The 26,526-nt window shown below is 62.3% G+C and carries 32 protein-coding genes; 5 read left to right on the top strand and 27 right to left on the bottom strand.

What is annotated here, in order from left to right; all coding sequences use genetic code 11:
• Positions 1 to 11: 11 nt before the first annotated feature.
• The 5 genes from hemW to PMI15_RS22880 form a co-directional block, all read right to left on the bottom strand.
• Positions 12 to 1,205 carry a radical SAM family heme chaperone HemW gene (gene hemW, locus PMI15_RS22900; RefSeq protein WP_007874752.1) on the bottom strand — a complete coding sequence of 398 codons (1,194 nt, stop codon included), beginning with the start codon at positions 1,203 to 1,205 and terminating at the stop codon, positions 12 to 14.
• An 8-nt stretch (positions 1,206 to 1,213) separates the two neighbouring features.
• Positions 1,214 to 1,834 (bottom strand): RdgB/HAM1 family non-canonical purine NTP pyrophosphatase, encoded by a 621-nt coding sequence (gene rdgB / locus PMI15_RS22895; RefSeq protein ID WP_007874751.1) that lies wholly within the window; start codon positions 1,832 to 1,834, stop codon positions 1,214 to 1,216.
• 13 nt (positions 1,835 to 1,847) lie between these two features.
• Entirely contained in the window at positions 1,848 to 2,576 is a 729-nt protein-coding gene (gene rph / locus PMI15_RS22890) for a ribonuclease PH (RefSeq protein WP_007874750.1), read from the bottom strand.
• Between the two features lie 98 nt (positions 2,577 to 2,674).
• Positions 2,675 to 3,577 (bottom strand): PP2C family serine/threonine-protein phosphatase, encoded by a 903-nt coding sequence (locus PMI15_RS22885; RefSeq protein WP_007874749.1) that lies wholly within the window; start codon positions 3,575 to 3,577, stop codon positions 2,675 to 2,677.
• The gene (locus PMI15_RS22880; protein ID WP_007874747.1) at positions 3,574 to 4,581 is read right to left on the bottom strand and encodes a serine/threonine-protein kinase; all 1,008 of its coding nucleotides are present in this window, start codon (positions 4,579 to 4,581) and stop codon (positions 3,574 to 3,576) included. Before PMI15_RS22880 ends, PMI15_RS22885 begins: the two co-directional genes overlap by 4 nt.
• A 77-nt stretch (positions 4,582 to 4,658) precedes the next feature.
• Between PMI15_RS22880 and PMI15_RS22875 the strand changes: the two genes are divergently transcribed.
• The 4 genes from PMI15_RS22875 to PMI15_RS22860 all read left to right on the top strand — a co-directional run bounded on the left by PMI15_RS22875 (position 4,659) and on the right by PMI15_RS22860 (position 8,845).
• Positions 4,659 to 5,576 carry a YicC/YloC family endoribonuclease gene (locus PMI15_RS22875; RefSeq protein ID WP_081499664.1) on the top strand — a complete coding sequence of 306 codons (918 nt, stop codon included), beginning with the start codon at positions 4,659 to 4,661 and terminating at the stop codon, positions 5,574 to 5,576.
• A 48-nt stretch (positions 5,577 to 5,624) separates the two neighbouring features.
• Complete coding sequence (gmk, locus tag PMI15_RS22870; protein ID WP_007874744.1) at positions 5,625 to 6,245, top strand: guanylate kinase; 621 nt, start codon at positions 5,625 to 5,627, stop codon at positions 6,243 to 6,245.
• Between the two features lie 41 nt (positions 6,246 to 6,286).
• Positions 6,287 to 6,490, top strand: coding sequence for a DNA-directed RNA polymerase subunit omega (rpoZ, locus tag PMI15_RS22865; protein WP_007874743.1), 204 nt, complete (start codon positions 6,287 to 6,289; stop codon positions 6,488 to 6,490).
• 108 nt (positions 6,491 to 6,598) lie between these two features.
• The gene (locus tag PMI15_RS22860) at positions 6,599 to 8,845 is read left to right on the top strand and encodes a bifunctional (p)ppGpp synthetase/guanosine-3',5'-bis(diphosphate) 3'-pyrophosphohydrolase (protein ID WP_036840818.1); all 2,247 of its coding nucleotides are present in this window, start codon (positions 6,599 to 6,601) and stop codon (positions 8,843 to 8,845) included.
• A gap of 8 nt (positions 8,846 to 8,853) precedes the next feature.
• Here the strand turns inward: PMI15_RS22860 and greB are convergent, their stop codons facing one another.
• The 7 genes from greB to PMI15_RS22825 all read right to left on the bottom strand — a co-directional run bounded on the left by greB (position 8,854) and on the right by PMI15_RS22825 (position 12,000).
• The gene (greB, locus tag PMI15_RS22855; protein ID WP_007874741.1) at positions 8,854 to 9,423 is read right to left on the bottom strand and encodes a transcription elongation factor GreB; all 570 of its coding nucleotides are present in this window, start codon (positions 9,421 to 9,423) and stop codon (positions 8,854 to 8,856) included.
• A 43-nt stretch (positions 9,424 to 9,466) separates the two neighbouring features.
• Positions 9,467 to 9,718 (bottom strand): hypothetical protein, encoded by a 252-nt coding sequence (locus PMI15_RS22850; protein WP_007874740.1) that lies wholly within the window; start codon positions 9,716 to 9,718, stop codon positions 9,467 to 9,469.
• 416 nt (positions 9,719 to 10,134) lie between these two features.
• Complete coding sequence (locus PMI15_RS22845) at positions 10,135 to 10,401, bottom strand: hypothetical protein (protein WP_162830813.1); 267 nt, start codon at positions 10,399 to 10,401, stop codon at positions 10,135 to 10,137.
• A 67-nt stretch (positions 10,402 to 10,468) separates the two neighbouring features.
• On the bottom strand, positions 10,469 to 10,879 hold the full coding sequence (locus PMI15_RS24995; RefSeq protein WP_007874738.1) for a hypothetical protein: 411 nt from the start codon (positions 10,877 to 10,879) through the stop codon (positions 10,469 to 10,471).
• Complete coding sequence (locus tag PMI15_RS22835; RefSeq protein ID WP_007874736.1) at positions 10,876 to 11,289, bottom strand: hypothetical protein; 414 nt, start codon at positions 11,287 to 11,289, stop codon at positions 10,876 to 10,878. The genes PMI15_RS24995 and PMI15_RS22835 overlap by 4 nt, the downstream gene beginning before the upstream one ends.
• 13 nt (positions 11,290 to 11,302) lie before the next feature.
• Positions 11,303 to 11,605 carry a hypothetical protein gene (locus tag PMI15_RS22830; protein WP_007874735.1) on the bottom strand — a complete coding sequence of 101 codons (303 nt, stop codon included), beginning with the start codon at positions 11,603 to 11,605 and terminating at the stop codon, positions 11,303 to 11,305.
• The gene (locus PMI15_RS22825) at positions 11,602 to 12,000 is read right to left on the bottom strand and encodes a hypothetical protein (RefSeq protein ID WP_007874733.1); all 399 of its coding nucleotides are present in this window, start codon (positions 11,998 to 12,000) and stop codon (positions 11,602 to 11,604) included. The genes PMI15_RS22830 and PMI15_RS22825 overlap by 4 nt, the downstream gene beginning before the upstream one ends.
• 434 nt (positions 12,001 to 12,434) lie before the next feature.
• On the opposite strand from PMI15_RS22825, the gene PMI15_RS22820 reads away from it, so the two are divergent.
• A complete protein-coding gene (locus PMI15_RS22820) occupies positions 12,435 to 12,644 on the top strand; it encodes a hypothetical protein (protein ID WP_007874732.1) in 210 nt (69 codons plus the stop codon).
• A 38-nt stretch (positions 12,645 to 12,682) separates the two neighbouring features.
• On the opposite strand, the gene PMI15_RS22815 is transcribed toward PMI15_RS22820, so the two are convergent.
• From PMI15_RS22815 to PMI15_RS25200, 15 genes are all read right to left on the bottom strand, one after another.
• The gene (locus PMI15_RS22815) at positions 12,683 to 13,795 is read right to left on the bottom strand and encodes a hypothetical protein (RefSeq protein ID WP_007874731.1); all 1,113 of its coding nucleotides are present in this window, start codon (positions 13,793 to 13,795) and stop codon (positions 12,683 to 12,685) included.
• Between the two features lie 2 nt (positions 13,796 to 13,797).
• The gene (locus PMI15_RS22810; RefSeq protein ID WP_007874730.1) at positions 13,798 to 14,934 is read right to left on the bottom strand and encodes a hypothetical protein; all 1,137 of its coding nucleotides are present in this window, start codon (positions 14,932 to 14,934) and stop codon (positions 13,798 to 13,800) included.
• A gap of 2 nt (positions 14,935 to 14,936) precedes the next feature.
• Positions 14,937 to 18,020 carry a hypothetical protein gene (locus PMI15_RS22805; RefSeq protein ID WP_007874729.1) on the bottom strand — a complete coding sequence of 1,028 codons (3,084 nt, stop codon included), beginning with the start codon at positions 18,018 to 18,020 and terminating at the stop codon, positions 14,937 to 14,939.
• Position 18,021: 1 nt separating this feature from the next.
• Entirely contained in the window at positions 18,022 to 18,435 is a 414-nt protein-coding gene (locus tag PMI15_RS22800) for a hypothetical protein (protein WP_007874728.1), read from the bottom strand.
• Positions 18,432 to 19,001: a hypothetical protein gene (locus tag PMI15_RS24165; RefSeq protein WP_007874727.1), complete on the bottom strand. Its 570-nt coding sequence runs from the start codon at positions 18,999 to 19,001 to the stop codon at positions 18,432 to 18,434. Before PMI15_RS24165 ends, PMI15_RS22800 begins: the two co-directional genes overlap by 4 nt.
• The gene (locus PMI15_RS22790) at positions 18,998 to 19,624 is read right to left on the bottom strand and encodes a hypothetical protein (RefSeq protein WP_007874726.1); all 627 of its coding nucleotides are present in this window, start codon (positions 19,622 to 19,624) and stop codon (positions 18,998 to 19,000) included. Before PMI15_RS22790 ends, PMI15_RS24165 begins: the two co-directional genes overlap by 4 nt.
• Positions 19,621 to 21,738 (bottom strand): hypothetical protein, encoded by a 2,118-nt coding sequence (locus PMI15_RS22785; protein ID WP_157214726.1) that lies wholly within the window; start codon positions 21,736 to 21,738, stop codon positions 19,621 to 19,623. Before PMI15_RS22785 ends, PMI15_RS22790 begins: the two co-directional genes overlap by 4 nt.
• Before the next feature lie 179 nt (positions 21,739 to 21,917).
• Positions 21,918 to 22,187, bottom strand: a complete 270-nt coding sequence (locus PMI15_RS22780; RefSeq protein ID WP_007874724.1) for a DUF1799 domain-containing protein — start codon at positions 22,185 to 22,187, stop codon at positions 21,918 to 21,920.
• A gap of 65 nt (positions 22,188 to 22,252) precedes the next feature.
• On the bottom strand, positions 22,253 to 22,585 hold the full coding sequence (locus PMI15_RS22775; RefSeq protein ID WP_007874723.1) for a hypothetical protein: 333 nt from the start codon (positions 22,583 to 22,585) through the stop codon (positions 22,253 to 22,255).
• Between the two features lie 11 nt (positions 22,586 to 22,596).
• Positions 22,597 to 23,556, bottom strand: a complete 960-nt coding sequence (locus PMI15_RS24160) for a phage tail tube protein (protein WP_007874718.1) — start codon at positions 23,554 to 23,556, stop codon at positions 22,597 to 22,599.
• A 3-nt stretch (positions 23,557 to 23,559) separates the two neighbouring features.
• Positions 23,560 to 23,994 (bottom strand): hypothetical protein, encoded by a 435-nt coding sequence (locus tag PMI15_RS22765; RefSeq protein WP_007874715.1) that lies wholly within the window; start codon positions 23,992 to 23,994, stop codon positions 23,560 to 23,562.
• A complete protein-coding gene (locus PMI15_RS22760) occupies positions 23,991 to 24,302 on the bottom strand; it encodes a hypothetical protein (RefSeq protein ID WP_007874713.1) in 312 nt (103 codons plus the stop codon). The genes PMI15_RS22765 and PMI15_RS22760 overlap by 4 nt, the downstream gene beginning before the upstream one ends.
• Before the next feature lie 2 nt (positions 24,303 to 24,304).
• Positions 24,305 to 24,706: a hypothetical protein gene (locus PMI15_RS22755; RefSeq protein ID WP_007874711.1), complete on the bottom strand. Its 402-nt coding sequence runs from the start codon at positions 24,704 to 24,706 to the stop codon at positions 24,305 to 24,307.
• A gap of 16 nt (positions 24,707 to 24,722) precedes the next feature.
• On the bottom strand, positions 24,723 to 25,676 hold the full coding sequence (locus PMI15_RS22750; protein WP_007874708.1) for a Mu-like prophage major head subunit gpT family protein: 954 nt from the start codon (positions 25,674 to 25,676) through the stop codon (positions 24,723 to 24,725).
• Between the two features lie 51 nt (positions 25,677 to 25,727).
• Entirely contained in the window at positions 25,728 to 26,495 is a 768-nt protein-coding gene (locus PMI15_RS25200) for a hypothetical protein (protein ID WP_007874703.1), read from the bottom strand.
• Positions 26,496 to 26,526: the final 31 nt, after the last annotated feature.

Below are 26,526 nucleotides of genomic sequence, written 5' to 3'. Positions count from 1 at the left end.
GGCCGCGCGGCTCAGCCGGCCAGGAACAGTGACTGCAAGTCGTTCAAAAAATCAAAGCCGCGCTCGGTCGGTTTGACACGCGCGAAGTCGCGCTCAATCAGGCCTTTGCGTTCGGCTTCTTCGAGGCCCTGCCGGATGGCAGTGACGGGCAGGCCGGTTTTTTCCGTGAAGTCCTGCAGTTTGAAACCCTCGCGCAAACGCAGGGCGTTGAGCATGAACTCAAACGGCAGGTCGGCGCGGCTGACTTCGGTTTCCTGCGTGACGGCTTCGCCGGCCAGGGCTTTTTCCATGTAGAGCTTGGGTTCGCGAAAGCGCACCTGGCGCACCACGCGGTGGGCGAAGCTGAGCTTGCTGTGGGCGCCCGCGCCAAGCCCCAAGTAGTCGCCGAACTGCCAGTAGTTGAGGTTGTGAAAGCACTGGTGGCCGGCTTTGGCATAAGCCGAGACTTCATAGCGCCGCAGGCCGGCGGCCTCAGTCAGCTCGGTGATTTTGTCGAGCATGGCGTAGGCCGTGTCTTCCTCGGGCACCACGGGCGGGAATTTGGCGAAGTAGGTGTTGGGCTCTATCGTGAGGTGGTAAATCGAAATGTGGGGAGGCTGCAGGGCCAGGGCCTGGCGCATGTCCCGCTCCAGGCTTTCCATGGTCTGGCCGGGCAGCGCGTACATGATGTCGAGGTTGAAGGTGTCAAAGGCCTGCGCGGCCTCTTCGACCGCGGCGATGGCCTGGGCACGGTCGTGCACGCGGCCCAGGGCCTTGAGGTGCTGGTCGTCAAAGCTTTGCACCCCGACGGACAGGCGCGTGACGCCCGCCGCGCGGAAGGCCTTGAAGCGGTCTTTCTCAAAGGTGCCGGGATTGGCTTCGAGCGTGATTTCGCAATCGGCCTCGAGCCTCAAGCGCGCGCGTATGTCGCCCAGCAGGCGGTCTATGGCCTGCGGCGAAAACAGGCTGGGCGTTCCGCCGCCTATGAAGATGCTGTGCACGGTGCGGCCCCAGACCAGGGGCAGCGCGGCCTCGAGGTCGGCGATCACGGCGTCTATGTAGCGCTGCTCGGGCATTTCGCCGACGGCCTCGTGCGAATTGAAGTCGCAATAGGGGCACTTGCGTATGCACCAGGGCAGGTGCACATAGAGCGACAGCGGCGGCAGCGCGGCCAGCTGCAGCGTGCCGCTACGCATGTAGTGCTGGATGTCTTGCTGCGCGGCCATGGCGTGTCTCAGGCTGCGGGCAGCCAGCGCTCGCGGATCAGTTCCAGCATCTGGCGCGCAGCCTTGCCGCGGTGGCTGTTGGCGTTTTTGACGTCAACGGGGAGTTGCGCAAAGGTTTTGCCGAACTCGGGGATGAACATCACGGGGTCGAAGCCGAAACCGTTGTCGCCCACGGGCGCCGTCGCGATCTGCCCTGCGACACGGCCGGAGGCGATCAAGGGCTCGGGGTCTTTGTCGGAGCGCACGGCCACCAGCGTGCTGACCAGCGCGGCGCGGCGCTGGGCGGGGTCGGCCAGGTGGGCCATCTGCTCGAGCAGGGCCTTGACGTTGTTGTCGTCGCCTTTGGTGTAACCGAAGCGTGTGGCGTAAAAAGCGGTGTCGACGCCGGGCAGGCCGCCGAAGGCGTCGACGCACAGGCCCGCGTCGTCGGCCAGCGCGGGCAGGCCGCTGAGGCGCGAGGCCTGGCGGGCTTTGGCAAGCGCGTTTTCGACAAAGGTGCGGAAAGGCTCTTCAGCCTCGGGCAGGCCCAGCTCGGTCTGGCTGACGAGCTCCAGCCCCAGGGGCGCGAACATGGCCTTGAGCTCGGCGAGCTTGCCCGGGTTGTTGGAGGCCAGTACGATTTTTTTCATGGGCGGCGGGCAATCAAGCAGCCAGCACCTGCTTTTGCAGGCCCACCAGCTCGGCGATGCCTTTTTCGGCGAGCACCAGCAGCGCGTCCATTTCCTTGCGCGAAAACGCCGCGCCTTCGGCCGTGCCCTGCACTTCGACGTAGTTGCCGGCGCCGGTCATGACGACGTTCATGTCGGTGTCGCAGGCGGAGTCCTCGGTGTATTCGAGGTCCAGCAGCGGCGTGCCCTGCACGATGCCGACGGAGATGGCGGCGACGTGGTCAATGATGGGGCTTTGCGTGAGCTTGCCGCCGGCGATGAGGGTGTTGACCGCGTCCTGCGCAGCGACAAAAGCACCGGTGATGCTGGCGGTACGGGTGCCGCCGTCGGCCTGGATGACGTCGCAGTCCAGGTGTAGGGTGCGCTCGCCGAGTTTCTTCAAGTCGAACACCGAACGCATGGAGCGGCCTATCAGGCGCTGTATCTCCTGCGTGCGGCCGCTTTGTTTGCCGCGGGCGGCTTCGCGGTCGCTGCGGGTGTGGGTGGCGCGGGGCAGCATGCCGTATTCGGCGGTGACCCAGCCTTCGCCACTGCCTTTCTTGTGGCCGGGGACTTTTTCCTCGACAGAGGCGGTGCACAGCACCTTGGTGCCGCCGAACTCGATCAGCACCGAGCCTTCGGCGTAAGCGGTGTAGTGGCGGGTGATGCGCACGCTGCGCAGGGCATCGGCGGCGCGCGCACCGCTTCGTTCAAACTGGCTCATGGGAATGGCTTTCTGGCAAAAACGCCGGGGGATCAGCGAAGTGAAAAGGTAAGGAAAAAGCGGGAGGCCGGCCGGCACCTGCAAAAAGGCCGCCGGTATCAGGCTTTTCTGGCGGCCGAGCGGCGTATGGCTTCGTTGATCTCGGCGATCGAGCGCTCAATGGTGGCCTCGTCGAGGTCATCGACCACCGAGTCGAGCACGCCGGCCTGGATGGTGGAGGCGAACACGCCGTCCATGATGCTGTCGGTGGAAACCCCGCGGGTGGATTCAAAAGCGTCAGGCGTTTCCCATTCCATGGCCAGCACGGTGACGTTGTCGCTGTGCTCGCCGCCGGTGCGCAGGGCGTTCTCGACCAGGTCGGGCACCGCGTCGGACACGCCTTTGCTGGCCAGCTGGCGCACGATCTCGGCGTCGCTGAGGCTACCCCAGAGGCCGTCGGAGCACAGCAGCAGCTTGTCGCCTTGCTGCAGGGTGACGGGGCCGGCAACGTCGAAGACGGGCTTGGTGGGCGAGCCCAGGCAGGTAAAGAGGATGTTGCGGTTGATGCGCTCGAGCTTGATGACGCCGGCGCTTTGTTGTTCAAGGTAAGAATGGTCGCGGGTGCGCGTGAGCAGTTCGCCGTCGCGCACGACGTACAGGCGCGAATCGCCGCAGTGCACCCAGGTGGCGCCCGTGCCCTGCAGGATGGCGGCCACCAGCGTGGTGCGCGGGGTGTCCAGCATGCCTTTTTCGCTGGCGTAGCGGATGATCTGGTGGTGCGCCGCCATCAGGGCGGTGGAGAGGAATTCGGTGGTGTCCTCAATGACGGGGCGCGCTTCCTTCTGGTAGAGCGCCGAGATAGTCTGCAGGGCGAGCTGGGCCGCCACTTCGCCTTCAGGGTGGCCGCCCATGCCGTCGGCCAGCACGAAGAGGCCCGATTCACGCGTGTAGCAATAGCCCATGCGGTCTTCGTTCTTCTCGCGCCCGCCTTTGCGGCTGACCTGAAAGACTGAGAATTTCATTTGAATTTGGTCGCGTAGCCGGTGGCCTTGCGCGCGGATTTTTTGGTGTCGGACACCATGTTGTCAAACTGCAGACGAACTTTTTCGCTGACGGTAAGCTTGGTGTAGCGGCGCTCGCCTTCCCGGCTCAGCTCTTTTTGCAGGGCGAAGACCGACTGGGGCCGTGACAGCGGATCGAGGGACATGCACCACTCTACAACCTCAATGAGGTTATCGGAATAGACGCCGCGCAGCCGCGACAGGGCAAGCGACAGACGGTCTTTTTCGAGGCGCTGGGGCGCGTCGTTGGGCGGATAGCCCTGCATGGTGGCGTAAATGCAGGCGCCAATCGCGTAAATATCGGTCCAGGGGCCCATGGAGGAGTCGCGGCGGTACATCTCGGGCGCGGCGAACCCGGGCGTGTACATGGGGCGGATGAAGTTGCCTTCCTTGCTCAGCACCTCACGGGCGGCGCCGAAATCGATCATGACGGCGCGGTTGTCGTCGGTGATGAAGATGTTGGCGGGCTTGATGTCCAGGTGCAGCATCTTGTGCTGGTGCACGATGCGCAGGCCGCGCAGGATTTCGTCGAACAGCGAGCGTATGGTCGATTCGCGAAAGACCTTCTGCTTTTTGAGCTCGCGGGCCGTGATGATGAAGTCCTGCAGGGTGCCGCCCTCCAGGTAGTTCATCACCATGTAGACGGTTTCGTTCTCACGGAAGAAGTTCAGCACGCTGACCACGGAGCCGTGCGAAATCTGGGCGAGGGAGCGGCCTTCCTCGAAGAAGCTCTTGAGCCCCAGCCGGTAGAGCGAGAGTTTTTCGGGCTGGACCTGGGGAAGCAGTTCACCCGGGGAGCGGCTGGCGAGAGATGAGGGCAGGTATTCCTTGATGGCGACCTGCTGGCCCTCGTTGTCGACGGCCAAGTAAACTACCCCGAAGCCCCCGGCCGAAAGCTTTCGCACAACACGATAGCCACCAATCACGGTGTCGGGCGGCAATGGTGCAGGCTTGACCTTTGACATAATTTGGGGTTGCCCAGACGTGACAATGTCAAGCTGGGTCTTGTTTCTCTCTCTAGTCTAGTAAAGCGTATCTAAAAATGTCAGTTTACAGCATGACGGGTTATGCAACCGTGCAATCAAGCATGGCGCAATCCGCCCCGGAAACTGAATCGGGCCCGGACGCCAGCTCCCGTCTGGGCGTCGAAATACGCTCCGTCAACAGCCGCTTCCTGGACCTGGCCTTCCGCCTGCCCGACGAGCTGCGGCAGGCCGAACCGGCGCTGCGCGAACTGCTGACCGGCAAACTCAAGCGCGGCAAGGTCGAAATGCGGGTCTCGCTGGAAAGCGCGTCGTCGGGCAACCTGCGCGCGCCCTCCTCGGCCACCTTGCAGCGCCTGGGCTCGCTGGAGGACAGCATCAAATCCTGGCTGCCGCAGGCCGGGGCGCTGAGCGTCGCAGATATTCTCAGAATTGCGACGAATGAAGACAAAAAACCACACGACTACAGCGAAGAGCTGCTCAAGCTGGCCAAAAAAGCCCTGAAAGAGCTGATGGCGGCCCGTGAACGCGAGGGCGCCCGCCTGGCCGAGATGCTGCTGGACCGCACGGCACAGCTGCGCGCCCTGGCCGCGCTGGCGGTGCCCATGGTTCCCAAGCTGGTGGAGCAGCAGAAAAACCGCTTCCTGGAGCGCTGGAAAGAGGCCATGGCCCTGTCCGACGGCAGCACGCTGCCGGAAATCGCCCAGGACCGGGCCCTGACCGAGGCCACGGCCTTCGCCATACGCATAGACGTCGCGGAAGAAATCACCCGGCTGTCGTCCCACCTCGACGAAATCGACCGCCTGCTGGCCAGCGGCGGGGAACTCGGCAAGCGCCTGGATTTCCTGATCCAGGAGCTGCACCGCGAAGCCAATACACTGGGCTCCAAATCCGCGTCCCTGGAACTGACCCGCATCTCAGTGGACATGAAGGTGCTGATCGAGCAGATCCGCGAGCAGGTCCAGAACATCGAATAGCCCCTCGGCCACCCTCTCATATATATAAGCACTCACCGCCCCGAACGCATGGACTATCCCGGAAACCTATTTGTCGTGGCCGCCCCCAGCGGGGCGGGCAAATCCAGCCTGGTCAAGGCCCTCATGGAGCTGGATTCCCGCATCCAGCCCTCGGTATCGCACACCACCCGGCCCCCGCGCGGCCAGGAAAAACACGGCAGGGAGTACTTTTTCCTGTCCCCCGAGGAGTTCGACGGCATGGTGGCGCGCGACGCCTTCCTGGAATGGGCCCACGTGCACGGCCACCGCTACGGCACCTCGCGCCAGACCATTGAAGAGCGGGTAGCCCACGGCGCCGACGTGATCCTGGAAATCGACTTCCAGGGCGCCATCAACATCAAGCGGATTTTTTCCAATGCGGTGCTGGTCTTCATCCTGCCGCCCAGCTGGGAGGAATTACGCTCCCGCCTGCAGCGGCGTGGCGAGGACAGCCCCGAGGTCATCGAGTTGCGGCTCAAAAATGCCGCCCTGGAGATGGCCCAGGCCCGGGAATTCGACTTCGTTATAATCAACGAGTTGTTTGAGCGGGCGGTTTTCGACCTGAAAACCATTGTGCATGCCCAGCGGCTCAAGTTTTCGGCCCAGCGGCGTGCCCGTGCCGAGACCTTCCAGGCCCTTCAAATTCCCTGATTTCAGCGCTTTTTTCCTTATCGATCACACCGGAGATCACCATGGCCCGCATTACCGTCGAAGATTGCCTCGAGAAAATCCCGAACCGCTTCCAGTTGGTGCTGGCCGCCACCTATCGCGCACGCATGCTCAGCCAGGGCCATGCCCCCAAGATCGAAAGCAAGAACAAGCCCGGCGTGACCGCCCTGCGCGAAATCGCCGAAGGCAAAATCGGCCTCGAAATGCTGAAAAAAGTCCCCACCTGAGACACCGTTCAGCTTCGCAAAAAGCACCGAATATCGGTGCTTTTTTCATTTCCACCCTCTAAAGTCCATTTTTTTCACGTTTTATTCATGCCGCGATACATTTAAGGCATGAGCGCCATGCTTTCGCCTGTTGTTGCCAGCAAATCGACCCCGGCCGCCGCCAATGCCGCTGCCGCGAGTTTTGCCGCGCTCACGGCCAGGCTGGACTACATGAGCGCCGCCGACATCGATAATGTCCGCCGCGCTTACCGCTTTGCCGACGAGGCCCACCTGGGCCAACTGCGCAACAGCGGCGAGCCCTACATCACCCACCCGATTGCCGTGGCGCAGCAGTGCGCCGAATGGAAGCTCGATGCGCAAGCCCTGATGGCGGCCCTGCTGCACGATGCGATTGAAGACTGCGGCGTCACCAAACCCGAGTTGATAGACCGCTTCGGCGCCCCGGTGGCCGAGCTGGTGGACGGGCTGACCAAGCTCGAAAAACTGGAATTCAACACCCGCGAGGAAAACCAGGCCGAGTCCTTTCGCAAGATGCTGCTGGCCATGGCGCGTGACGTGCGGGTCATCCTGATCAAGCTGGCCGACCGCACCCACAACATGCGCACACTGGGCGACGTACCGCGCGCCAAGTGGACGCGCATCTCGCGCGAAACCCTGGACATCTACGCGCCTATTGCCCACCGCCTGGGCCTGAACACGACCTATCGCGAACTGCAGGATCTCTCCTTCCAGCACCTGCACCCCTGGCGTTACGCCACCCTGACCAAGGCGCTGCAAAAGGCCCGCGGCCGCCGGCGCGATGTGATCAAGCGGGTCCAGGGCGAGGTCGAGTCGGCTTTTTCCAATGCGCAAGTGCCCGTGGTCATCTCGGGGCGCGAAAAGACGCTGTACTCCATCTACCGCAAGATGGACGAAAAGCACCTGTCCTTCGCCCAGGTCACCGACCTCTACGGCTTTCGGGTGATCGTGAAGGACCTGACCGCCTGCTACACGGCCATGGGGGTGCTGCACCAGCTCTACAAGCCGCTGCCGGGCAAGTTCAAGGACTACATCGCGATACCCAAGATCAACGGCTACCAGTCGCTGCACACCACGCTGGTCGGCCCCTTCGGCACCAACATCGAGTTCCAGATGCGCACCGAGGCCATGCATGTGGTGGCCGAGTCCGGCGTGGCGGCCCACTGGCTCTACAAGGCCACCGACCCGGACAGCGACGCCTCGCAGCGCCTGGGCACGCAGTGGCTGCAGTCGCTGCTCGACATACAGCAGGAAACGCGCGACGCGGCCGAGTTCTGGGACCACGTCAAGATCGACCTGTTCCCCGAGGCGGTGTATGTTTTCACGCCGAAAAGCCAGATCATGGCCATGCCGCGCGGCGCGACCATCGTCGACTTCGCCTACGCCATCCACAGCGACGTGGGCCACCGCGCCGTGGCCGCCAAAGTCAACGGCGAGCAGGTGCCGCTACGCTCCGAACTGCACAACGGCGACGTGATCGAGATCATCACGGCTTCCGTCTCCAGCCCGAATCCGGGCTGGCTGGGCTTTGTGCGCACGGGCAAGGCGCGTTCCAAGATTCGCCACCACCTCAAGACCATGGCGCTGTCTGAATCGCAGGATCTGGGCGAAAAAATGCTGGCCCAGGCGCTGCGCGCCGAGGGCATAGAGCGCGAGCGCCTGCCCGAGGACGACGAGGCCCACCACGCCACCTGGGAAAAAATCCTGCGCTTTACCGGCAACCGCTCGCGCGCCGACCTGCTGACCGATATCGGCCTGGGCAAACGGATCGCCAGCATGGTCGCCAAGCGCATCGTGACCCTGCTGGCCGAGACCGGCGAAAAACCCAATGCGCTCTTGATGAGCCGCGAGCGCTACACGGCCCACGAGTCGGTGTCGCAAGGCGGCCTGGTGATAGACGGCAGCGAAGGCGCCTCGGTGCAGTTCGCGCCCTGCTGCCGGCCCATCCCGGGCGACGGCATCGTCGGCTACCTGGGCCGCGGCGAGGGCTTGGTCATCCACACCGACGACTGCGCCGTCGCCAAGCGCCTGCAGCACCGCGACAGCGAGCGCTTCATCGCGGTCGACTGGTCGGACGAGCCGGTGCGCACCTTCGAGACCAACCTGCTGGTCACGGTGTCCAACGGCAAGGGCGTGCTGGCCAGGGTGGCGGCCGCGCTGGCCAGCGCCGAGGCCGACATCACCCACGTCGACATGGAGCAGGAGCCTTCACACGACGCGACCGACCTGCGCTTTGGCGTGGCGGTGCGCGACCGCGTTCACCTGGCCTCGGCCCTGCGCAGCGTCAAGCGCACGCCCTCGGTCCTGCGGGTACAGCGCGCCAAGTCAACAGGCTGAGTCGCCGACTAGCCCGCCGCCCGCTCATCGGGCGCCGGGTAGTCCACCTTGAGCACTTCCAGTGTCTGCAGGCCTTGCGGCGTCTGCAGGCTCACCTCATCCCCCACGCGCGACTTGAGCAGCGCCCTGGCCACGGGCGAGATCCAGCTGATCTGCCCCAGGGCGCTGTTGGCCTCGTCGATTCCGAGTATGGTCACGACGCGCTCGACGCCATCGTCATCGGCATAGGTCACGGTGGCGCCGAAGAAGGCCTGGTCGCTGCCGTGATGGATGGAGGGATTGCTGACTTCCGCGATTTCCAGCCTTTTTGTCAGGAAGCGGATGCGCCTGTCGATTTCGCGCAGGCGCTTTTTGCCATAGTGGTAGTCGCCGTTCTCCGAGCGGTCGCCGTTGCTGGCGGCCCAGTGGACGATCTCGACCATCTTGGGTCGCTCGTTGTCTATCAGGTCCAGCAACTCACCGCGCAGGCGCTCGTAGCCCTGCGGCGTGATGTAGTTTTTGCCGCCGCCGGGCAAGGGTGCGAGCGCGGGCTCGTCGTCCTCGGACTCATCGGTTTCTTTGGTAAAGGCTTTGTTCATGCTCGGCCACCTTAGCATTCATGGCCGCCAACCGCGAATGCCCCTAAAAATCTTCCATCCTCAGGACCAGGGGATTGTCAGGCGTGTAGTTCACGCCCGCCACGACCAGATCGGCGGCCCGGGCGTGGATCATCTCGGCATCCAGCTCATAGGCTTTTTTCAGGGGATCTCCCGGCGCAGCGCCGAAAAATTCCTGCATCACCTCGCGTGAAATCTTCACGGGAATCGCCTGGCCCGCGTGCGAAATCCCAAAACTGAGCCACTCGCCGTGGTCCTCGACCTTCAGTGCTTCCATGTCTCTCCTCCGGAATGAGCATCCAGAATAACGGAGCACCCGCCGGCCGTACAGCCCATACAGCACCGCCCGGCCCCAGGAAAACCACTAAAACCCAGGCAGAAAGAAAAATAGCCTAGAGGGGTGAGCCTCTAAGCTATTGAAATCACTTATAAAAGTGGTGCGGCTGGCAGGAATTGAACCCACGACCCCTTGGTTCGTAGCCCGAAAAATTGAGATAGCTTGTAATTAAATCAACGACTTACGGACGCCCACACGTTCACGCAGTCAGCATCGATCCCCATAGAGCAGGGACAACTCACGCAAAAGTCACGCAGCGCCTGATGCCCGCGCCACTCATAAAAAACCCCGCTGACCGTGAAGCCAGCAGGGTAATCCCGGTAGGTCAGGCCGGGAGGAGACAACTGCGAAGCTGTTTAGGCGGTTGGCGCCTCTGTGAAATCCACATAAAACTTCTGGCCCACCGTGAACTTGCCAAACAACGCCGGGTTGGCAATGTTGATCGACAGGTTGGCACCGGGGGAGAACTTGGCAAAGGTGTTGTCCTCGTCGCTGCCGTCGTCCGGATATTTGGACGCGGCGACGGCGTGCATGGTCAGCGTCTCTTGCGATTTGGCCTTGTCGGGGCCGTAGAAGTGCTCCTGAACGAAGCCGACTTGGAGTTTTGCGCGCATGGTTCGCATGGTGGTGCTTTCAAAAAAGTTGATGTGCCAGCTTCTTAATCGTGGTGAGCCGGCGAAACCGGAAACACTACTTGGCTGGCACCACCCTCAAAGAGTCGTACTTGTCGTAGCAGGCGCCGAGTTCGGCGCGGAGGGTGTCGGCTCGGGCAGCTTCCCCTTCAAGAAATCCTGAATCCGGTCCTGAAAGCTCGGCCCCAGTGGCGCCTTGACAAGCGGGGGTATCGGCGGGCCGGCGTTCGGGACGCTTGCGCAGCTCACCAAGAGCAACAACGAGGCGAGCGTTAATGGCATTGATTTTTTCATCTTTGGCTTTCGTGATTTGGGCGGACGCCTCCTGCCGGCGCTCGCCAACGCGGAAGTTTTCCTTAGCGGCAGCCAGGTCGCGCTGGGCGATCACGCCCACGTGCGCCTTCCAGCCGCCAGCGGCACCAACGACCAGCAGCAAGCCGGCCAGCACCAGTTGCAGAGCAAGGCTCATGGGTAAAAAACCCGGTTGCCGGAGCCAGGCGCGCGGGTGGTCCAGTGGCTCCACCGCGGCGTGGCGCTGGGGTGCTCGATGTACAGGCCATGGAACACCAGGCGGTCCTGGTTGGCCATGAGCCAGGCGTCGATCTCGCCGTCAGGGTCGTAGCGGTCGACGGCCTGGCCCTGCTTGTGGCTGCTATTGGCGGCACCCTGGGGGCAGTCTTGCGGCCGGAAGCCGCCGAAAGTCTGGCCACTCACGCCGCTGCCAGTGGCGGGGTTGTCGGGGAAGGCCACGCCGGCATCGGACATTTCCACCTCCAGGGCTGCGCAGGCGGCCAGCAGCTTGGTGGCGTTCTGTTCGCGGGTGGGGGTCCAATCGGGAGAGTTGCGGTGCGGACCGACGTATTGGTTCAGGGTGATCATGGTGCGTCCTTGGTCAAAACTCACTGAGGGGAGCCGGCGCGCTCGCGCTTTCGGGTGGGCCGTGGCGCCACTGGAAGGAATCGGCGCAGAGCATGAAGAGCACGGCCGCGGCAAACAGCGTGACAGCCCAGTCAGGGAACTGCCCGAGCAGCGGAGCCAAGGCCAGGCCGCTGGCCGCCATCAGCAGCATCACGTACTGGATGCCAACCCTGAGGCGCACCTGCTTGTCGATCTTGTCGAGCCGGCAGATGCATACCGACACGATGGCCACGCAGATCAGGAATGTGATGCCGGCAGGCAGGTGGGCTGCGTTCATGGTTTGGGCCCCCTGAGCTGGATGAGCAGGTCAATGAAGGTGCCGACCTTGCGGCCGATTGCGGAGAGCACAGCGGGCCATTTGTCGGCCACAAACCCGAGGCCAAAGGACAACGGGGTAAAGAGCCAATGCTGCTGGACGCTGGTGAAATAGGCGGTGACCAGCATGGAGACCGGCACCGTCAGCATCACCGCCAACGTGGCGTAGCCGAAGAAGAAGAGGAAGGCCCCGAGCCGGCCACGGGTTTCCGCCTGCATCAGCGCCACCGCGGCGCCACCCATGGCACCTATGCCGATCACCACATAAGGCCCGACAACGGCCGCGACGGATGCGCTGAAGATCAAAGACGCCAGCATCGTGATGACGGCGACCGGCGTGAGATCTGTTTGGTTCATGGGCTGGGCGTTGCGCTTGGTTACAGCCCCACTTTATTCAGCATGCCGGCCAAAAAATAGGCCAAATTGCGACTACTTCTTTCAGCCAATGCGGTGGCGGCTGACCACACTTTGCGCCGCTGCCCGTCTCAAGTTAAGGAAAACTGAGACGATTTCAGGGAGGCTAGGCGGAATGCCCGCCACGGCCGCCATGAGCGTAAAAAAGCCCGCGTGCGGCGGGCTTCAATGAGGCGGGAGCAGGTTACTTCTTACATTCGAGCCAGGGTAGCGAGGTGATACTACCCTTCGTTATGCATTCGGGTTCTGTCGGGTTGGGCCAGAACATGAAGGCGGCCACAGCGGCAACGAACAAGATGGCGGGCAGGATCAGGGGCTTCATGCCGCTATTTTAGGCTACCGCCCGGCCGTTGGCCAGCTCGACATAAAATGCGGCCATGGATAAAAACCGCAAACTCAAGGTCTTTGAATGGTTAGTCATTGCCGCCTTTTGCGTTGGCGGTCTCTTTGCCTTCTCCGTCACCATCAACCGCCGCGGTGAATGCTTCGAAAAAGTTGTCGATGGAAAAATCGAGAAAGTTTACGTGCGCAACAGGCTGTACGGCTGGCCCTCAGAGGTTTACGGACTGGATAGGCCCTGCCGGTGAAGATTCGCCAAAAGCAGAATGATCACTTTCGCTGAGGCTTAGAAATTGACAGGGGACTGGATCAGCCCTGCCGCGTTCGCCCCACCAACAGAGAACTGCGAGTAAGTCTTGTTGTTGCTGACTCGGTTTGTGCCAGAGTCGTTGTAAACAGCCGCATCCAGCACGCCGCCCGTGATGCTGATGTCTGTCGATCCGTTCTGAAACCGCACCAGCCCAGCCGATGAGCTGTCGCCATAGATGTGGCAACCAATGAAGGTGTGGCCATTCGTCACGGCGTCAGCGAGGATGTTGTGGTTTCCGTTATGGTTGATATTGACGCCCGAAAAAATGCCGTGGCCGTTATTACCGCCGCCAACCAGCTTCACGCCGTAGGTGTTTTGGATGATCGTGCCGCCAGTGAAGATAGTATTCCCGGCGCCTATTTGCACGCCCGTGATGTTCCACGATGCGTTGAAGTTGCTCACCGTGTTGTATTCGGCGGCCGAATCGTTGTCAATCAGCAGGCCCACACGGTTTTCCGTGCCCCAGCAGTCGGTGATCTGTCCTTGGTCTCCTTTTGAGCCGGCGAACAGTCCAGCGGCGATGTGAATGCCGGCAGTCTGAAACAGGGTGGCACCGACCTCGGAAACGCGGTATTTGTTGCAGCCAGAGATAACCAGCCCCTCCTCTGCGCCCGTGTCGCCAGAGCTGACAAGCAACCCCTTCAGGACGACAGGGCCACGGAATGTCCAGCCGTCCACAGTGGTGGCGGTGAACATCTTCTTGCTAGGGTCGGTGTGGGTGATCGTGGCGCCCTTGAAGTCCCAAAGCTGGTTTGCCTTGATGGCAATGGTTCCGTCCATACGGTACGTGCGGGCGGAACATTCGACAACAGGAAAGACTGATGCAGCGACGAAAGCCGCTGACACATCACCCGAGCCAGTCGCGCCGAACCAGTCCACACTTACCGCCCCGGAGTAGATCCGCTTCCAGCGGCCCGAACCTGAAGTAGGGGCAATGACCGTTCCGCCGTCGTCTGCCGCAGCACTTGCGCTATCAAAATAAAAGCGCCCTCCGCCGCCATCGCCCGGAGTGAAATAGCCGAGCAAATCCACCTCGCAGTTGGGCGTTACGGTGAGAGATTTTAGGGTGGAGATATTTGCGACGATCATTCTTATGCGTCCTTTCCGCGTGTGTCGATATACCCGATAGGAACAATTCGTAAGGTAGTGGAGCCGGCGTTGGAGACCACCCGAATCTGGCTGCTCGCGTCAACGAGAACCTCTATCTGAGTGGAAGCTAGAACTAACCCAGCCCCCTGAGCACCTGTCTCCAGCGTGGTGAGAGGAGCGGCAGTATCACTTGCAGCCATCGACGTGGCAGCAGTTGGATTGATGTACACACCTATCGCGGCACTCGTGCGCTCGATGTAGATATTGCAAATTGCAATCGTATTCGGTGGGACGTTAAGAGTTGGCGTTGCCGGCGTCGTCCCCAAAGAGGTAGTTTCATAGTCAAGCGTCGGTGTTTTGAAGTAAAACCTATCGCCGACCTGTATGAATGGGCGGATCACCCCCCCAACACGCAACACCGAACCAATTCGACGCTTCGGGGTGTATCCAGCCGGCATCGTCGGAGCTGTGGACGAAAGCGAAAATACGACGTCAACAGAACCGTCTGAATCTTTACGGACCGGGAACGCGTGGTAAATGGCGTTTGTCAGTGAGCCGGTGTCAAGTCCACCATTCCCAGAGCCGGCGGCAAAGGTCGCGTCAAGCCGCTTAGTGAATGGACCTGTCAGCGACAGCATGTATGCGTTGGTACTGTCCGCAGCCATCCCGGAGGCGATGTCGATGTCGTTGGTGGCGTCAGACACGTTGTTTGACAACGTGAGCCCTGCCAGGTAAGACCGCAACACCGGAGGCGGCAATTGGTTCAACACCACGAAGTCTGTCCCGTCGTATTCGACGTTACAGAGCATGCTGGCAGCGAATGCGCCCACGGCGGGCAACTCCTTCGCGCCACTCGGACCATAGACCTTGAGCGACACAGCCCCGAGCCCGTTAACATTCAGCGTCGGGGTGGTCGAGGAATTTGCCGCATTGAATTTGACGCGGAACCGCTGACCCGCTTCAAGCACCGTTAGAGCCGGGACCAAAGTAAGGGTGTATGCCGTCGTGGTGCCGCCGGTGGTTCCTTTGTTGATATTCTCCTTAAGAAAATCAAGCATCGAGGCGAAGTCAACCTTCTGCTCCGCGTTGGTTTGAGTGCCGGATGTGACTTCGGCCGAGGTCGGAAGTACTGCTGCCATTTTTAGTTTCCTTTCACGCCCTGGATCTGGGCATCGATTAATCCTGTGGTGCCCACGCCAGCGGCGTACACCCCGATAAGAGGGCCGGAGGAGCCGGCCACCACCTTGTCCAACACCTTGTAGCTATCGGCTCCGCCAGGGGCCGCCTGCAAGGTCACCAGAACGTTTTTTATTGAACGGAATGACTTCGTGAGGGGCAGGCGCGTGCCGATCGCAGCAATGACCGCATCGTTCACATATTCGAGTTCGTCCTCGACATCGATCTGCAAAGTCAGCTCACGAATCGCGCCACGAACGGAGCCAGCCTGCGTGGTGATTCGCAGCTCGATATCTCCCTCGGAGATGTTCTCGATTGCGCCTGGCCAGGTTGCCCGATCGGTAGCAGCGGGCCAATACAGATCAGAATCTGCACCCCACGCATAGGCGTCGTCTGGCCCCCAGTAGAGGCCTTGCGTCGTGTAGCAGTACTCGATGGTGTAAGACTCACCTTCGACTTCGACCTGTAGAGTCAAACGAGCGCCGCGTTGATCTGCGCCCACGCGGTAGGTGGTCGTGTAGACCATTTGCAGATACGTCGATCCAGGCCAGACCAGAGCGGCGTCCTCTTTCCAGTAATTCCCGGTGTCTTGCCCCCAAAACAGTCCACCGGAATCATCCGCTACCAGGTCGCCACCACTCACGGTGCCGTTAACCTTGACGCCAGGAAAGCCCGCGGCCTTGTCGTCATACTCGTCAATCAAGTTAATAACGATAGGATCGCCAAGATTAGTAACTATGGGGGCAGCATTGGCGCTCTCGTTGCCAGACGTGTCTATCGCCTTTATCAAAAGCGTGACCTGACCAGGCGGCAGAATCTCGGGGGTCCAAGGGGATTCCGTGACGAGGCCAATGTGCAACGGCGTGGCGGTGCCCCAGGCCCTGTTTTGCGAATAGTTGAAGCGCACCTGGTAGCCGGCCAGATCGACATCCGTAACAGCCGACCACGCTAGCGACGTTCCGTTGATGGTGAAAAAAAGAACGTCCGACGGTGGTGCCGTCTTGCCGACCACCCGATGCACGACCAGCGGGCACCAGTCGCCCTTGCGCCCCAGCATGGTGACGCAGCGGCCACGGAAGAGCCTCACATCGCCGTCGACCAGAGCGCCAGTGAATGCCTCGACATCTTCACCACGGGACGGCGGCAAGACTTCCCAGTCGTCTGAAGTGTCGGCGGCGCTCTTGTGCTGCCACTCGATCTTGCCGCCGTTGAGTACATATATGTTGGTCACGGCCGCCCAGCTCAGGCGCACGCGGCTGATGATGGTGCCATCTCCAAGACGCTGCAGCACGTTTGTGCCGCTCTCGGCTACCACGTCGGTCACCACGGGGATGGTTATGGCGTCAGGCAAACTGCTGTTCGGCAGGTCCACCGCCGCGCTTGCCTTGGAATAATCCCACTCCCACACCTCGGGGCCGGTCTCCTGCAGGGTGTATGTCAGAGTGTTTTTGTCATGCTCACGGCGCAGGTTGGTGAAGACCTTGTTGACGTAGCCAGGCCGGCGCAGGTTGACATTGATTGTTTGCAGCGGTGCGCTGTCGTAGCCCTTGAGCGTGGTGCCTAGCTGCAGCGTCAGCGGCTGGCGGGCGCGCGTGAGGCGCTGCCAGGCGATCATCTGACAGCGGCGCGAGTCGTTTACCAGCTCAAAGTTGGCTTCCGCCGGCAGCGATTCGTCGCCGTCCTGGGCCTTATAGAAGTCACTGGTGATCAGGCCGTAGCCCGTGCGGATGTAGCCGTTCGAGGCGTCGACAAACTGCCCCTTGATGCCGTTGAACAGGTCGCGCTTGGCGGTGCGCGGCAGGATCGAAATTGCGGCGGAGTCCAGGGTATCTTCGTCAATGTCGAGGGTGGGCTCTTTGTAGTAGCCGGCAACGATCTGCCACTGGCCGCTGATCCAGACGGCGTCGCCGTCCATGGCGTCGAGGATGTGGTTGAAGTTGTCGAGCGGGGTGGCAGCGCATGTGAGTTGCCCATTGCAGGTGTAGCGGGCGCCGACCTCAGTGGCGCTGAAAGAAACCGCCTCGTCGGACACATTGGCGCTCGCCAGCAGCTCGTCGGCGTTGATCTCGCTGGAGAGCGTCTTGGGCGCGAAGCCGCTGTCGACGTTGAACCACCTGGCCAGGACTGGGGGGTTCTGCGTCCAGGCTGTCAGACCGGTACGCGGGTCGTAGGCCTTGGCGCCGCGCGTGACCGCGCTAAGGTTGGGAATGCCGATCTGGCCCAGGACGTTGAAGTCGGCCTCGACCACGCAGGTCAGGTAGCAAATGCCGGTTCCCTTGCGGGTGGCGTCCCATGCAGTGGGGATACCTGCCTGAGCCGCCGCAGCGATGAGCTCGGGCGCTGCGGTCTGGCCTGGGGCACCAAGGTATTTCTTGATGTAGAAAAGCGGCTGCCGAACGACGACGGTATATGTGACCTGCAGATCCAGGATGTTGCCATCGGGGTCCGGGTCAACGTCTTGCGTGGTGGTGAGTACATTGCCGACGACGGTGTAGCCAATGGTGTTGAGGTAAACGCCATCGCGGTAGCTGCGGACAGAGTCTACCCGCGCGGGCGCGTCGATCAATACGCAAGTGGTTCCGGCTGGCCCACCTGGGAAGGCCGTGGTGAAGTTGTGGCTGACGACTCGCAAATATTTGTCTGGAGCAACGACCGCACCACTGCCGTCGAGGGTGACGGGCTCATGGTTGAACATGACGGTCTCGACTTCATCGCACTCATGCCCAGCCAGCACGACGGCAAAGGCGTGGAAGTTGCGCAGCGGGCCGTAGGTGAACCAGCACACCAGCGGGCCGCTGGCCTCGTCGCGGCCCAGGATCATATTGCGCGGCTGGATGCCGGTGCGCAGAACGCTGGTGCGGTCAACCAGCCCGGCGTTATAGGCGGCGCGCTGCTGTTCGGCGGCGGCGCGTTGGGCGGCCTCTGCCTTCTTTTGCGCGCGGCTGGACATGGCGCTGCTGATGGCCAGAGAGGCAATAGTGAACACCACCTGGGTGACGGTGATGCTGGCGAGCCAGGTGGCGATGGCGGTGCCTATGGCTGCTGGCATGTCAGACCTTCCAGGCGGCGCTGGCCACCGAGATGGGGAGCAGAACCATGCCCTGCGGGCCAGGGGCCGCGATCTGGGCGCCTACGCAGATGCCCAGGGCCTGGGGGCCGTAGGGCTCGACCATCTCAAACATGACCAGATCGCCACGGCCGGCGAGTGCAGGCGTTTGCATCGGCTCGCCCATCACGGTACAGGTCAAGGCATGCAGGCCTCCAGCGGCGGCGATGAAGCGCGCGGCTCCGCGCTGGCTGGTGTATTTGCCGCGCCAGGGCGCGATGGCGTCTGTGCCCGTCATGGCAATCACCGCGCCGGCGGCGAAAGTGCAGCAGTCGTGCTGCCCCCATATGAACGGCGTGCGCTTGACGGCGGCCAGGTGCTCGGTCAGGCGGCGGGGCCAGTCTGGGTAGCGGGTCATCGCATCTGGCTTTCTTTGGAGAAGATGACGATTTCGGCGTTCTCCATCGCCTCGATGCCCAGGAAGAAGTTGTCGGTGGGATCGATGGTCAGTTGGTCGGGGTGGTTGAAAAGCAGCTTGCGGGGGCGCTGCCAATCGGCCATGCGGTTTTCGGCGGTGACCTTGATGGTGGCCGTCTGGCGGCCCAGCATGATCGTGGGCACGTCAAGGTGGCCCTGCCATGCCATGGGGTCCACGCACAGCGTGGCGCCGTCCAGGAAGGCCCACAGCACGGTTACGGGCCGGCCCTGATACTCCTCCTGCTGGGCCTGGGCCAGGGCCTCGTCGGTGACGCCGGATAGGGTGAAGGTCAGGCCTTCCACCTGGTCGGGCGTTTCGATGGTTTTTTCGATGGTGCCGATACCGCGGGCGGCCAGCCAGGTGTGACCGTCGTACTCGATGTTGAAGTCAGTGCCGGCGAGGTAAACGGTTTCGGAATCAAACTCCAGCTTGAGCAGCGGGAAGCACGGCACATGCTCGCGCTGGACGGCGTCGACAACATCGGAGGCCAAGCCGCGCGCGCTCATGCGAAGACCTCCTCAAACTCGATGGTGAAGGGCTCGTACATGGCGCTGCTGCGCGGGGCGTGGAAGACGTCGGACAGGACAAACAGTGCCGTGGGCTTGATAAGCGTGACGGGAGCGTCTGCCAGCGCCTGGGCACGCAGCCGTGAGGGAATGAGCACCGTCATTTCGCCGGAGCCGTTGGCGGTGGCAAGTTCGCAGTTTTCAATCAACTGGCCGTTGATGGAAAACATGTCGCCAGCCAGCAGCGTGGCGCCGGCGCCGCAGCCCTTGAACACAACACTGATGCCGAACTGGGCCACGGTAGTTTTAACAGCCACGCCGGTGGTGGTGATGGTGCCGGCGGGCACGCCCTGGGCATCGGCCACGCCAAACTTGCGCATGTCCCATAGGCTGACGCGGTGCTCTTTACCATTGAGCTTGCGCAGGAAGCCGAGCAGCAACTGCCGGTTGACGGACTTGTCCTCAGGAAACATCATGGCCATCTGCCAATGGGCGCCAGGCTGGCCGCTGGTTTGCTGGCCGCCGCCGAGCACCGAGCGCTCGACGATGTCGGTGTTTTGCAGCCATAGGTCGGCCTGCTGCGGCACAAAGGCCCGAGTGCTGGGCCATGCGTAGGTGGTCATCCGAAGCGCCTCCGGCGGTTGCCCTCGACCACGTCGCCAACAGCCTCGGCACGGGCGCGGCGGTAGCCTTCATAGGCCTCCGCGCGGCTTACGCCGGCGCCGAAGCTGTAGTTGTTGATGACGGTGCCGCCGACCTTCTGGCCCTTGGTGTGGTCAGTGACGGTTTCGTCGGGGTGCAGGATGGCCATGAAGCCGCCCTTGCCGTCAATGCCGCCAGCGCGCAGGCCTGGGCCGGTGCTGCCGCCGCCGTCAAAGCTCATCAGGCGGTCCATACGGGCGAAGTCGCCTGTGGCCAGTGCCGTGGTGTCGCCGGCACCGAAAAAACTCCCAGCAAGGCCGAACAGGTCGGCGATGCTGGGGCCACCGCCGAGGCCCTTCATCGCGCCGGACATGGCGTCCTGGCCCATCTGGACGATTGGACTGATGACGGGCTGCAGGATGGCCTTGGAAAACTGGGCCTTGAGTTCGCTCAGGAAGACATCGCTGAAGCTCTTGCTGTTGCGGAAACCGTCCAGCACGCCGTCGCTGATGCTTTCGCTGATGGTCTGGGTACGACGCTTTGCGTCTTCGGCCTCGGTGGCGAGGATCTCCTTCTGTGCGGAATCGCCATTGATCAGGCGCTCCTGCCGCAGAAGGTTGATCTTGCGCTCCAGTTGCGCGACTTCGGCCTCGTTGCCCTCGACGCCCTGGGCGATAAGCAACAGCTCTTCCTCGCGGGCGATGTTGGCGTCCAGACGGGCCATGCGCAGCAGGTTGATCGCTTCGGCGCTGAGGCCGATTTCCTCATTTTGTTCGCGCAGGGCCTGGTTGCTCTTGACGAGTTGCTCGTTGTCGGCCGCCAGGGCCTCCAGGTGCTTCTGGGTAATTTCGGCGTTCTTGGCGCGGGCCTCGCCGATCTTCTGCTCCAGCTCAAGCTGGGCTTTGATGGCGGGCTGAAGGCTCAGCAGCTTGGCCTGCTCTGCCGTCAAGGTCTTGAGGTTGATGGTGCCCTTGGCATACATCGTGTTGAGGCGGTTCCAGTCCTCGGTGAAGGTGCCGGTGAGGCCTGCAAGCTCCAGTACCAGCTTGGCCTGCTCCTTGAGTTCCTTGTTGGCCGCCGCGGCGCCTGAGCCGTCTGACACTACAGGAGCCTGCGTCTTTGCGGTGGCCAGGCGGCGCCGGCGCGTGAGGGCGTCGCTGGTGTCGCCGTTGTCGCGCAGTGCATCCGTCGCTTGCCGAATACGCGAAACCTCTAGCAAGTCATCAATCTTGAAAATGTCTCGCTGAATGGAGTCAGATTCCCCGCGCTTGTTTGCCGCCAGGCGCCTGTCCAGTTGGCTCACGAACTTTTGGCTTTCGACCCTGGAGGCGAAGGCCTGCGCCTCGCGCTGCTTGTCTTGCAGCGCGCTTCGTTCTCCCAGCAGCTTGTTGATGTCCTGGCCAGGGTTGCCCGTGAGGCTTGCGCCGCGCATGAGCCCAAGCTTTTCCGCTGCCATTTGCAGGGCGGAAAGCCCAGGCACCAGCGAAACAACGCGCTTGATGCCCTCCTCGATAACCGTCCATACCTGTCCGGCAGACTTGAGCTTCAGGAACGTTTCCAAAAGATCGTTGAGTGTCGGCAACAGACCGCTAGCAAGCGAGACCTTGGTGGCTTCGGCATTGAGCTCCAGCTTTTTCAGGTTGTCGTTGAATTCAGCGGCTTGCTTTGCCACCTCTGAGCCGTACACCGCGCCCAGGCCGGCAGCCTCTTTGCGCAGCCTGGCGATGCCCTCGCTGCCCAGATTGAGCAGCGGAATCATCTCCTCGCCGGACTTGCCGAATATCTTCTGCGCCAGCGCCGCCTTGGCCGCACCATCCTCATAGCCGGCAAAGCGGTCTGCCAACTCTCCCAGGATCTCATCCTGACTGCGCAGGCCGCCGGCGCCATTGGTCACTTCGATGCCAACCGCCTTGAATGCCGCTGCGGCCTCCTTACCGCCGCCCGCGGCTTCCGCCATGTTTTTGGACAGCTTAGTCAACCCGCCGCCGAGGGACTCGAAGGAAGTGCCGGTCACTTCACCGGCATAGCGCAATGCGCTCAGATTCTCGACAGTGATGCCGCTCTTTTCGCTCAGGTCATCCAGCCTGTCCAGCACATCGATTGCACCCTTGAGCGTGGCCGCGCTGAATACACCGGCGATGGCCAGGCCTATGGAGCCGAATTTCGCCGGGAGCGCCTGCGCCTGAGCGCCCAGGCCCTGCAGGTTCTTCTTGGCCGAGTCAAACGCTGCCTTGGTCTGGTCAACCGCTGAGAGGGCAATTTCTGCTTTGGCCATTATTTAGCCTTCGCCTCGTCGAAGAGACGCATTGCCTCGGACTCCATGGCCTGCACCATGTCGACTACCTCTACGCGCTGCGATGGGGGCACACCCTCCAGATCCAGAAAGAACGGCAAAGACGTGTAATCCAGCCCGAGCAGGCCGCCCATGCCAGCCACGCGCCACTGGGTCTTGCGCATGCGCCCGAACACATTGAACGCGTACACGTTCTCCGGCCATATGCCGTGCACATGGGGTGCAGGTGGCGCCTCGAGCTTGAGACCCATGGCTGCCAGCGCTGCGGAGGTAGTTGAGGTATCTTCCCATCCGTTAATCAGTCTGCTGACAGCCTCTAGGAGTTTTTTCTTTTGGAGTCCGTGAGTTCGCTCAGATAGGTTCTGAAAAACTCGCCACGCGACGGCGTGAAGCGGGCGAGGATGTCAGACAGGGCCGTCACCGAATACGGCACCGCTTCGCCTTTTTCGTCCTGAAACCCGGTCCATGATTCGATGACTTCGTCCAGATACTGGACATCGTCAACAGTCCCGGACCTCGCGATCCAGGCCCTGAGTTCGTCTCGGTTTTTATAGCGGTAGGTGACCTGCACGACGATGGGCGCCGAGAGGCCGGGCCGGCTGAGCGGCACGGGCGCAACAAAGGTCGGGTCGGCTACGATCTTGAACATGCGAAGCCGCCTTACTTGCAGTAGATGATGATGTCGTCGTTGCCCGTGCTGGGCACGCTGCGCAGGTCGTAGCCGATCAGGCGGCGGCCATTGACATCCGTCTTCTTGGGGTTGATGAGCTGGGCGGCCGAGAGAAACACACCCACGATGTAGCCGGAGGTGGTGCCATGCTCCAGGCTGATGGAGGACAGCGTGTTGGCCTTCACGCTGGCCATGTAGGTGACTTCCTGCGCGGCGGTCAGGTCCATCTCCAGGCTGCCGCTGACGGAGCGGCCGGTGATATCGATGTACTCGGCGCCCAGCAGAGGGGTGTATTGCACGTTGTTGCCTACGTCGACCTCCAGGCCACGGCTGGTGAAGGCGGTGCCGCCGGTGACGATGCCGGACGCGTAGGTGCCGCCGAACTTCACGTCGGCGGTGTTGGGATCGGTGATCACCAACGGAGTCTTCCAGCCCGTGAGCGTGGTGCTGGGGTTGGCGGCGGCAGTCAGGCCGCCATCCTTGCCCGTGAAACTGAACTGCATCGTCGGGCGGCCGGAGATGGACATGCTGAGTTTCACCGTGCCCTTGGCGCCGAGCAGTTTGTGCAGCGCGCCATCGTCGTAGTAATAGATGGTGGCGCTCTTCTGGCTTGCCGGGGTATCGGGGGCGTAGCCCTTCCAGGTCACGGTGCCTGTCTCGGCAAAGCCGCAGGCGCGCAGCAGTTCGCCCCATGGCGCGGCGGTGCCGGCGGTGCCGGAACCGGCCAACTCGACGGTGAAGCTGACCTCCACGAACGCGGAACCGACGAGCTGCTCGGATGCGCCGAAGTACGGCCGCACCAGGTCGCGGTCCACGTTCTGGGCATTCAGAGGATTGATGTTCTGGTCGGAAACCAGCAACGCATTGGCGGCGCCGGTGGGCACGGCGTCGGTGCCCTCGGTGGTTTCGATCTTGGCGAGAATGGCCGAGTTGCGGGTATAGCGTCCCATGATTTACTCCAGAGTGAGGTTGTTGGTGCGGTGCATGACCTTCAGGGTCAGGGTGACGCAGCAGAGGTTTTCTGCAGCCGCGGCAAAGTCGTATTCGAGTTCGGTGGGCATGAGGTCCATCACCAAGCCGCCCAGCGTCGGGTCCTGAGCCAGGCGGGCGTATACCTTGGCCAGCAGCGCGTCGACGGCGGCGTCGCCGCTGGTGGTGCTGGTATGGCGGGCATAGCACTCAATGGCGATGCCGGTGTCCCAGTCAACCGGCGCGTTGCGGATGGCGAAGCGCTCGATGTTGTTGGCGCCCTGGATGCGGACCACCACAGCGTCGGCCATGTCTTCCGTCACCGGGCGCAGCCTGGCACGATCCACCACGGCCGATACAGCCGTGGCCGCCTGCAGCGCCGTGACGATTGCCGCGACGATGGTGCCGAAGGCGGTCATGCTTTCTCCAGGAAGAGTTGGCTGACGCCGGTGCCGTCTGGTTCATGGGCCGCCACGGTGAAACTGAGGGCGATTGGGAAGCCCGGTTGACTGCCCTGAACGACCAATGCTTTGCCCTCCACCGAGGAAGGCACAGCGCTGGTGGCTATGGTGGCGACGGGTTGCGTGGAGGCCATGCCGGCCCCGCCCACGTCGCCAAACTGATAGGCCCTGTCGAAGATCAGCCGCACCTCGACCCCGTTGAGCGTTGCATCAACTGCAAACTCATCGGTGTCGAAAAATGTGGCGAAGTCCTCTTCAAAGGCCATGGTCAGCTTTGTTTTGCCAGCGAGTTGTAGTAAGCGTCGAAGTCGTCGCCGAACTTCGCGCGCATGGCCCCGTCCTTGTCCCACGCCTCGCGGGCATGGGCTTCGGCTTTGGCAGCGGCTTCCTGCAGGGCGTCAGCTTCAGCGCGGGCCTTTGCCTCGGCTTGTGCAGCCGCTGCTTTGGCCTTTGCTTCGGCCTCGGCGCAGTCAGCCAGGCCTTTGGGCAAGTCGTCGTTGCAGAGGAAGACTTCCCCTACCTTGAACTCGACAGGCTCAAGGGCCGTGTACCAGCCCTTCTGGCGCTCAATGGCCTTGAGCGCGTGCTTGCGCGCGCCGACCTGGGTCGGGCTGAGCCCCAGGACCGAGCCAGAGGGCAGGCGGACGACGGTTTTAGCGGTGTATTTCATGGCGAAATAGACCGCGTCAGATCATCGTCACCAGGCAGGCACGCTGCCAGTAGCCATAGCCGACGTTGCGCCAGCTATCCAGGCCGAACTGCCATGCGTCGTTGTCGAACTCGAACTCCGAGCCTTCGGCCTTGACTTTCAGCTCGGTGCCCTTTTCTTCCTGGCAGATCAGGCCCTTGATCGGGCTGTCCACACGGTGCACGGTGAACTTGTCGGTCCAGCTGGACAGGCGGGGGTTCATGACCACGCTGATCTTGAGACCGGCGATCATGTTGGGGTTCAGGTTCTGCTGCAGGGCGGCCGTGGTGATGGCCGTGACGGCAGCGGAGGCCGTGAGGAAGAGGCTCACCGGCACCTTGACGATGAACTCCTTGGCGTTCTCGTTCATCGGCTCACCCTTGTCGTCCTTGAAAGACAGGATCTGCGCAATGCCGGCGAGCATGGCCTGCTGGAACTCTTCCACCGAGGGCGCGGTGACAACGCCATGCACTGCCGCTGGCAGCGTGGAGATGTCCACCGTGATGGAGTTGCTTTGCGTCCCGGACTGTCCTTCGACGTGGTCGGTGTCGAAGAAGTACTGGCCGTCGTAGCACACGGTGCTGGCGCCATTGAGCAGCAGCGTGGACAGCAGGCTGGCCCAGTGGGTGATGGAACGGTCGGCGAATTCCTGCACGCGGGCCTCAATCTGCCCCGTCTTGTCGCGCCGGGCGTCCTTCACGGCAATTTCGAGGGTGGCCTCGTAATGCTTGTTCGTGATGGCCATGCTGTTGCTGGACAGGCCCTTGGCCTGCCGGCCGCCGATCCATTCGCGGAAGCCAGGCGACTGGCCCAGGAAGGCGTAGGTCTCGCTGGACTGGTCGGAGCCGAACATGTTCGACAGGCCGGCCACCCAGGGCAAGCCGGCATTGGTTTCAAGCCGGGCGAAGTACATGCCGCGAATCGCGCGGCTGGAGAGGATGCTTTGGTCCATGATCTTTTTCCTGTGTTGTTCAGTGGATGTTTGAAACTGCGTTCAGTCGGCTCAGTTGCCGGTGGCCCAGGTGCCGCGCAGCGAGCGGACGATGGGGCCGTTGGCGTCGCCGGTGCCGAGCACCACGTAGTCGCCGCGGCGTGCGGTAGCCTTGGTGTTGCCCAGGGCGGTGTTGTCCGTGCCGGGGAGGTCAGGGCCCTGGATCTTGTCGGCTGCGGCCGGGCTGATCTTGAGGAATACCGCGCCGAAGGCGGCGATGTTCACGATGGCGCAGTTCACAGGCGTGGCAACAGCCGGCAGGGTGACTACCTTGGCGTCGGTGTCGACGAAGAAGGCCTTGCCGTTGTCTTCGATGTCCAGCGTCTTGTCGGCGCTGATGGTCTCGCGCACCGAGTAGGCATGCCATGGGTCCTGGTAATTCAGGGCATCGAACGCGACCACCACCACGCCGGCGCTGACGAAGCGGTGCACGAAGCCGACGAAGACCGTGCCGACTGGGGAGAAGGTGAAAGTGTCGTCGTCGCTCGCGTAAACGGGCTGGCCCCCGTCGGTGATGACCGCGCCGGTTACGGAGAGTTGGATCTTGCCGCTCTCGATCGTGCGCACGTTGATGGCGGCAGCAGCGCCGGCCGAGTTGTCGGCCTTCGATTCGGCGAAGCCACCGAACCGGTCGGCGGAGGTCAGCGGGCGGGCGTGGCCTGTGCCAGGCACGATGCCGACGGCAGCGCCTTCGTAGACGATGTCACTGGCGATGACGGGGAATTCGTTGCGCGTACCGATTTCGTAGGCGCGCGGAGCATTGACTGCGAGGGTGGTCATGATGGTTTCCTTGTGGAGTTGTTCGGTTTGA

The organism is Polaromonas sp. CF318 (genome assembly GCF_000282655.1).
GTDB lineage: Bacteria > Pseudomonadota > Gammaproteobacteria > Burkholderiales > Burkholderiaceae_C > Polaromonas.
This window is presented reverse-complemented; position numbering and strand designations above follow the sequence as displayed.